At 72.5% G+C, this 6,701-nt stretch carries 6 protein-coding genes and 1 pseudogene; 3 read left to right on the top strand and 4 right to left on the bottom strand.

Annotation, left to right across the window (positions count from 1 at the left end; all coding sequences use genetic code 11):
- The 3 genes from D7W79_RS36650 to deoC form a co-directional block, all read right to left on the bottom strand.
- On the bottom strand, window positions 1-1,619 hold a 1,619-nt coding region (locus tag D7W79_RS36650; RefSeq protein ID WP_147442233.1), incomplete at its 3' end, for a phospho-sugar mutase.
- 34 nt (window positions 1,620-1,653) lie between these two features.
- Window positions 1,654-2,049: a TraR/DksA family transcriptional regulator gene (locus D7W79_RS36645; protein WP_120529928.1), complete on the bottom strand. Its 396-nt coding sequence runs from the start codon at window positions 2,047-2,049 to the stop codon at window positions 1,654-1,656.
- A 23-nt stretch (window positions 2,050-2,072) separates the two neighbouring features.
- Complete coding sequence (deoC, locus tag D7W79_RS36640; protein ID WP_120529927.1) at window positions 2,073-2,933, bottom strand: deoxyribose-phosphate aldolase; 861 nt, start codon at window positions 2,931-2,933, stop codon at window positions 2,073-2,075.
- 114 nt (window positions 2,934-3,047) lie between these two features.
- On the opposite strand from deoC, the gene D7W79_RS36635 reads away from it, so the two are divergent.
- The 3 genes from D7W79_RS36635 to D7W79_RS36625 are packed head-to-tail and all read left to right on the top strand — an operon-like array spanning window position 3,048 to window position 5,919.
- Window positions 3,048-4,289: a ComEC/Rec2 family competence protein gene (locus D7W79_RS36635; RefSeq protein ID WP_120529926.1), complete on the top strand. Its 1,242-nt coding sequence runs from the start codon at window positions 3,048-3,050 to the stop codon at window positions 4,287-4,289.
- Entirely contained in the window at window positions 4,286-5,662 is a 1,377-nt protein-coding gene (locus D7W79_RS36630; RefSeq protein WP_120529925.1) for a ComEC/Rec2 family competence protein, read from the top strand. The genes D7W79_RS36635 and D7W79_RS36630 overlap by 4 nt, the downstream gene beginning before the upstream one ends.
- Window positions 5,659-5,919, top strand: a complete 261-nt coding sequence (locus D7W79_RS36625) for a DUF3006 domain-containing protein (RefSeq protein WP_120529924.1) — start codon at window positions 5,659-5,661, stop codon at window positions 5,917-5,919. Before D7W79_RS36630 ends, D7W79_RS36625 begins: the two co-directional genes overlap by 4 nt.
- 106 nt (window positions 5,920-6,025) lie before the next feature.
- On the opposite strand, the pseudogene D7W79_RS44010 reads toward D7W79_RS36625, so the two are convergent.
- Window positions 6,026-6,701, bottom strand: a pseudogene (locus D7W79_RS44010) (hypothetical protein); the annotation flags it as partial.

Here is a 6,701-nt window from a genome sequence, read left to right as displayed (position 1 = left end):
GGCGTCTCCTTGTGCTCGAAGTAGTATTTGATTTTCGGCTCGGTGCCGGAGGGGCGCAGGGTGACGCGGCCGCCGCCCTCCAGCGCGAAGGCGACGACGTTGGACGGGGGCAGGCCGCCCTCGCCCTTCTGGTAGTCGCGCACTGCGCTCACGCGGGTGCCGCCGATGTCCTTCGGCGGAGACGCGCGGAAGGCCTCCATGATGGCGCGGATGGTCTGCGCGCCAGCCGCACCGGGCAGCGTCACGTTGCGCTGGGCGCCCACGTGCAGGCCGAAGCGGCGCTGGATCTCCTCCAGGTAGCCCAGCACGGTGGTGCCCCGGGCCTCGCACCACGCGGCCAGGTCCGCGACCACCAGCGCCGCGCCCACGCCGTCCTTGTCGCGCGTGGCGGTGCCCACGGTGTAGCCGAGCGCCTCCTCGTAGCCGAAGACGAACTGCGTGCCTTCCTTCGCCGTGCGCTCCAGCGCGCGGTTGGCGATCCACTTGAAGCCGGTGAGGACCTCGTCGTACGCGGCGTCCAACCCGCGCGCGATTTCGCCCAGTTGCGTGGAGGACACGATGGTGGTGACGACGTGCGGGCGCGCGCGCTTCGTCCCCTGCGTGAGGACGTAGTGGCCCAGCAGCACGCCCACCTCGTTGCCGGTGAGCATCCGCAGCTTCCCGGAGGCATCCCGCGCCATCACCGCGAGCCGGTCCGCGTCCGGGTCGTTCGCGAGCACCAGGTCCGCCTTCACGCGCTCCGCGGTGGCGAGCGACAGGTCCATGGCGCCCGGCTCCTCCGGGTTGGGGAAGCGCACGGTGGGGAAGCGGCCGTCGGGCTGCTGCTGCTCGGCCACGGGCGTCACGCGAGGGAAGCCCGCCTCCTTGAGCGCGAGCGCCGCCCACGCGCCGCCCACGCCGTGCATGGCCGTGTAGACGATGGACAGCGTGTCGCTGCCCTTGCGGTACAGGCGCAGGTCCAGGATGGCGCGCAGGTACGCGTTGCCCACGTCCTCCGGCAGGTCGCGCCACAGCCCCTTCGCGCGGCCTTCGGCGGGCGTGAGCAGGGGAACCGCGTTGGCGGGCTCCACCTTCGCGATGGCGTCCGCGATGCCCACGTCCTGCGGCGGGACGATTTGAGCGCCGTTGCCCCAGTAGACCTTGTAGCCGTTGTACTCGGGCGGGTTGTGGCTGGCGGTCACCATCACCGCGGCGGCGGCGTTGAGGTGCAGCACGGCGAACGCGGTGACGGGCGTGGGCACCGGCTCCGGGAAGACGTGCGCGGGGATGCCCTCCGCGACGAGCACGGCGGCGGTGTCCTCCGCCAGCTCGCGGCTCAGGCGGCGCGCGTCGCGGCCCACCACCACGCCGCGCGTGGTGACGTCCGGCACGGTGGCCTTGAGGTAGCGCGCCAGGCCCGCGGTGGTGCGGCGCACTACGGCGCGGTTCATCCGGTTGGGGCCGGCGCCCAGCACGCCGCGCAGGCCCGCGGTGCCGAACTCCAGGTCCTGCGCGAAGCGGTCCGCCAGGTCCGCCCAGTCCTGCTTCGCCAGCACGTTGGCCAGCTCCGCCTGGGTCTCTGGATCCGGATCCGCCTTGCGCCAGGCCTCCGCCCGCTCCCTGAGTCCGGTCGTGTCCATCGCGCGTTGCCTCGTGGTTGGAGAAGGGGCTGCTTCAGCCCTTGTAGTCGGTGAGGTGCTTGCGGCGCACCGGCCCCTTGGGGCCATCCTTGTTGTTCTGACACACGACGCAGAACTCCGCGTAGGGCATGGCCTTGAGCCGGCCCATGGGAATCTCCTCGCCGCACTCCTCGCACTCGCCGAAGGAGTCCGGGTCCTCGCGCAGCTTGCCCAGCGCCTTCACCACGCGCGCCAGCGTGCCGTCGGTGTTGCGGTTCCGGCTGGAGGCGATGGTCTGCATCATCTCGTTGAGGGGCTGCTCGTCCTCGTCGCCGCCCACGCGCGCCTCGTCGGTGCGGTTGGGCTCGATGCGCATGGGGGCCTTCCCGGTCAGCTCCGCGTGGAGCGCGAGCAACTGCTGGAGGAAGTCCTCTTGCTGCTTCGGGGTCACGGTGCGCGTCTCCGGAAAAAGGGTCAGTACTGCGCGGTGGAGATCTGCCCGGTGACGATGGCCACGGACGCGGAGGCGCCCAGGCGGTTGGCGCCCGCGCGAATCAGCTTCACGGCGTCCTCCGCGGACCTCACGCCACCGGAGGCCTTCACGCCCACGTCGTCCCCCACCACCGCGCGCATGAGCTCGATGTCCTTCACCGTGGCGCCGCCGGGCCCGAAGCCGGTGGACGTCTTCACGAACGCGGCGCCCGCGGCCTTGGAGAGCGCGCACGCGACGACCTTCTCCTCGTCCGTGAGGTGGCCCGTCTCCAGGATGACCTTCACGGGCAGCGGGTGGCTGGCCTCCACCACCGCGGCGATGTCCTGGTGCACGCGCTGGTAGTCGTGCGCCTTGAGCGCGCCCAGGTTGATCACCATGTCGATTTCGCGCGCCCCCGCGCGGATGGCCTCGCGCGCCTCGAAGGCCTTCGCGGAGGACAGCGCGGCGCCCAGCGGGAAGCCCACCACGGCGATGGGCACGGCGGACGAACCGGCCAGCACGCGCGCGGCGGTGGCCACGTGGCAGCTGTTCACGCACACGGTGGCGAAGCCGTACTGGCGGGCCTCTTCCGCCACGCGCACCACGTCCTCGGCGCGCGCCTCGGGCTTGAGCAGCGTGTGGTCGATGTACGGCGCCAGGTCCGTGGCCTTCTGGAGGGTGGCCGGGTCCACGCGCGCGGTGGCGGTCTTCACGCCGGGCGGACGCGGGGGCTCGGCGTTCAGCACGGCGGCGGGCGCGGGCGGCACCGCTTCCTGCTGGACCTTCCAGGCGTGCAGACGGTGACGAGCCTGGTCGACCAGCTCTTCCAGGACGGTGAAGAAGGCTTCGGCGTCGGACGGCATGCGGCGCCCCTTAGCCCACTCCCGGCCCTCGGGGAAGCGCTCGCGGGAGGACTGCGCGTCCGGTCAACGCACGGGGTGCCGCGAAGGGGAGCGGGGCTGTAGAGTTCCAAAACTGTGAAGGTCTTCGCGCGGCTGCTCGCACTCCTTGTCCTCCTCCTCGCGGCGGTGCCCGGCCACGCGGCGGCTCCGGCCTCCCCGGCCCTCCCCTCCCCCGCTCCCGGGCGGCTCACGGTCTACTTCCTGGACGTGGGCCAGGGGGACGCGGCGCTCATCGTGTCGCCCACGGGCAAGACGGTGCTCATCGACGGTGGGCCTCCGGAGGCCAGCTCGCGGCTGGCGGCGCGGCTGCGGGAGCTGGTGAAGGGACCGCTGGACCTGGTCATCCTCACCCACCCGCACCTGGACCACCTGGGCGGGCTGCGCGCGGCCTTGAAGGCCGTGGGCGCGAAGCGCTTCATGGACCCCGGCTTCGACCACCCGAGCGAGGCGTACCGCGACCTGCTGGACTTCGTGGGCAACGAGGTGGGCCAGGTGATGAGCCCGGAGCCCAACCCGGCCTCGCCCCAGACGCTGCTCACCGTGGGGCTGGGCGAAGGCGTGGCGCTCACGGTGCTCTGGCCGCGTGTGCCCCAGGAGACGTTCCTCGCGGACACGCGCTCGGACGCGAACGCGAACTCCATCGTCACCAAGCTCACGTATGGGAAGACGGCGTTCCTCTTCACGGGGGACTCGGAGCCGCCCACGGAGGAGGTGCTGCTGCAGAAGCCCGTGGACCTCACGGCCACGGTGCTGAAGGTGGCGCACCACGGCGGCAAGCACTCCTCCACCGCGGCCTTCCTGGAGCGCGTGAAGCCGCAGGCGGCGGTCATCTCCTGCGGCGTGGGCAATGACTACGGCCACCCGAGCCCGGAGGTCCTGGGTCGACTGAAAGACGTGCGCGCGCGCACCTTCCGCACCGACCAGGACGGCGAGGTGATGGCGGTGAGCGACGGCACCACCGTGACGCTGCGCTCGGCGAAGGGCGGTGCCGGGGCCGCGAGCCTGTCCGGCACGCAGCGGGCAGGAAGCCCGGTGGCGCTCGGCCCCATCGAGCCCACGCCACACGGCCGCTCCGGCCGCTCCGTGGAGAAGGAACCGGAGCCGGGCGCGTCCCGGTCCCGGACGCCAGTGGAGCCCTCGGCGCCCACGGACACGTCCGCGGCCACGGGCGGGCGCTACGTGTCGCTGAAGGGCAGCAAGGTGTTCCACCGCGAGGACTGCTCGACCTTGAAGCGTTCGAAGAACGAGCGCACCGTCTACTCCAGCCGCGCCGATGCCCTGCGTGAGCGCCGCCCCGCCGAGGATTGTCATCCATGAAGGCCCGCATCGCGCTGGGAGTGGGGCTGCTGCTCGCCTCCCTCGCCTGTCAGCAGCAGCCGTCCGCGCCGCCCGCGCAGGCGGCCCCGGAGAAGTCGCGCTACTTCGGCGGCGCGCCGGACGGGAAGCTCCACGTGTACTTCTTCGACGTGGGCGCGGGGGATGCCGCGCTCATCGTCACGCCGCGAGGCAACACGGTGCTGGTGGATTCGGGGCCCGCGTCCGCCGAGTCGCACCTGGTGAACCGGCTGCCGGAGCTGCTGCGCCGGGAGCTGGACCTGGTGGTCCTCACGCAGCCGGATCCGAAGCACCATGGCGCGCTGGAGGCGGTGCTCAAGCGCGTGGGTGCGCGGCGGTTGATGGAGCCGCAGCTGCCCGACACGTCGAAGGCCTACGACGCGCTGCTGACGGCCCTGGGGTCGCGAGGGGTGCAGATCTTCTCGCCCGCGCCGTCCTCGTCCGCGCCCAAGGAGCTGGTCCGGCTGACGCTGGAGGACCGGGTGAACCTCACGGTGCTCTGGCCCCGCGCGCCCGCGGAGCCGCTGCTGAAGGGGGCCGCGGACGCGGAGGGGCGCAACGCGGCGAACTCCGTCGTGCTGCGCCTGACGTACGACGACACGTCGGTCATCTTCGCGGGCGGCGCGCGCGGTGAGACGGAGGCCCGGCTCCTGGAGCGCGGGCTGCTGTCCCCCGCCACGCTGCTGAAGGTCGGCTCGCCCGGCGTGGAGGGAGCGAACTCGCAGGCGTACCTGGAGGAGGTGCGGCCCCAGGCGGCGGTGTTCAGCGGGGATGACGGCCTGGCGAAGAACCCGAAGGTGAAGGAGCTCCTCGCGCGGCTGCGCGGCGTGGATGCGAAGATGTTCCGCACGGACGTGAACGGCGAAGTGCACGCGGTGAGCGACGGCAAGCAGTTCGAGCTCTCGCTCCAGCGGCCTTCACCGGGGGAGCCTGCTTCCGCGCGGCGCATCTTCCCGGGGCTGGATCCGCGCCCCGCGCTGGTGCGGACGGTGAAGCCCGCGCCCGTGGTGAAGCCGACGTCCCCCGAGCCGGCTCCCGCCGTCCGGACGGAGCCCGCGCGAGTCGTCGAAGCGCCGCGAGACAGCACCGCCCGCGCCAGCAACGTGATGGACGTGGATGACCTGCCCACCGCTCGCAAGGGCACGCGGACGGAGGCGCCGGAGAAGGCGGTGCGCTCGTCCTCCAGCAGGGCCTCCATGTCGGATGGTTACATGGCGAGCAAGAACAAGCAGATCTTCCACAAGTCCACCTGCCGGAGCGTGAAGCTCATCAATCCGGAGAACCTGCTCACGTGGAGCACGCGTGACGCGGCGGTGAAGTCGGGCCGCAAGCCCGCGGGAGACTGTCACCCGTGACGAAGAAGGCGAAGCCCCGGTCCAGGGCCACGGTGGACCGCATCGAAGACGACGTCGCCGTGCTGGTGGTGGATGGCCAGCAGGTGACCCGCGCCCTGAGCACCCTGCCGTCCGGCGTGCGTGAAGGCGACGTCGTGGACCTGGAGACCGGAACGGTGGATGCCGAAGCCACCGAGTCCCTGCGCTCCGATGTCCGGGCCTCGAGGGAACGCGCGATGCGCGGCAAGAAGCCGCCCGCGGGCGACTTCGACCTCTGAGCCGGACCGTCCTGCTCGACGTGCCGGAGCATCCGGCCGGAACAGGACGCGGTGGGAGGGCCTGCTCACCGCGTGACGCGGAAAGCAGGCCCACCTCATCCATGGACTAGGGCGTGGAGCCTTCGGCCGGAGCCGCGGCCTCACCCGCCGCGGCGCCCTGCGGAGGCGCCACGGGCTCGGCGGCCCCCGGCGCGGGAGCGGCCTGACGCGGCGCCGGAGTCGGGGCCATGGGCGGCGGCGCCTTGCCGGTCATCTTGTTGACCATGTCCGCCAGGGCGGGAGGCAGCATGCCCGCGGCCGACAGACCGAACAGCGCCACCGCCGGCAGGACGATGAGCAGCAGCAGCACCAGCGCCACCATCTTCAGCGGGCTGCCACGGCGCGCGGGCACCACCGGACGCTTGCGCGCGGCCTTCGAGTCCACCTGGCGCGCGTCCTCTTCCTCCTCGTCGTCGCCGCGCGGATCCTCGCGCGTCTCGTCCTGACCGGGGTCCTCCTCGTCCGAGCCGTCGCCCCGGTTGCCAGGCAGGTCCAGGTCGGAGAACAGCTCGTTGAGGGGCGCGCCGCTCGCGGCAGGGGTCTCCTCCACGGGCGCCGCCGCCGCACGGCGCGGAGCGGGCGTGGGCACCGGGGCGGGCGCCTGACGGTTGTTGCCGAAGAGCGTGCCCTCGTCCTCGTCGCCGTCGCGCTCGAACCCACCGTTGTCGTCCTCGGAGGGACCGGGCTCGTTCTCCGCGTAGAAGGGCTGCTGGGGCTCCGGCTCGCGGCGGGCGGGCGCGGCG

Origin of the sequence: Corallococcus exercitus, assembly GCF_003611585.1 — a bacterium.
GTDB lineage: Bacteria > Myxococcota > Myxococcia > Myxococcales > Myxococcaceae > Corallococcus > Corallococcus exercitus.
The sequence above is the reverse complement of the archived record's forward strand: the minus strand, read 5'-3'. Positions and strand labels throughout refer to the sequence as shown.

Excerpts from the sequence above, each read along its gene's own strand:
- deoC (WP_120529927.1), bottom strand. The coding sequence starts at position 2,933 with ATGCCGTCCGACGCCGAAGCCTTCTTCACCGTCCTGGAAGAGCTGGTC.
- D7W79_RS36630 (WP_120529925.1), top strand. The coding sequence starts at position 4,286 with ATGAAGGCCCGCATCGCGCTGGGAGTGGGGCTGCTGCTCGCCTCCCTC.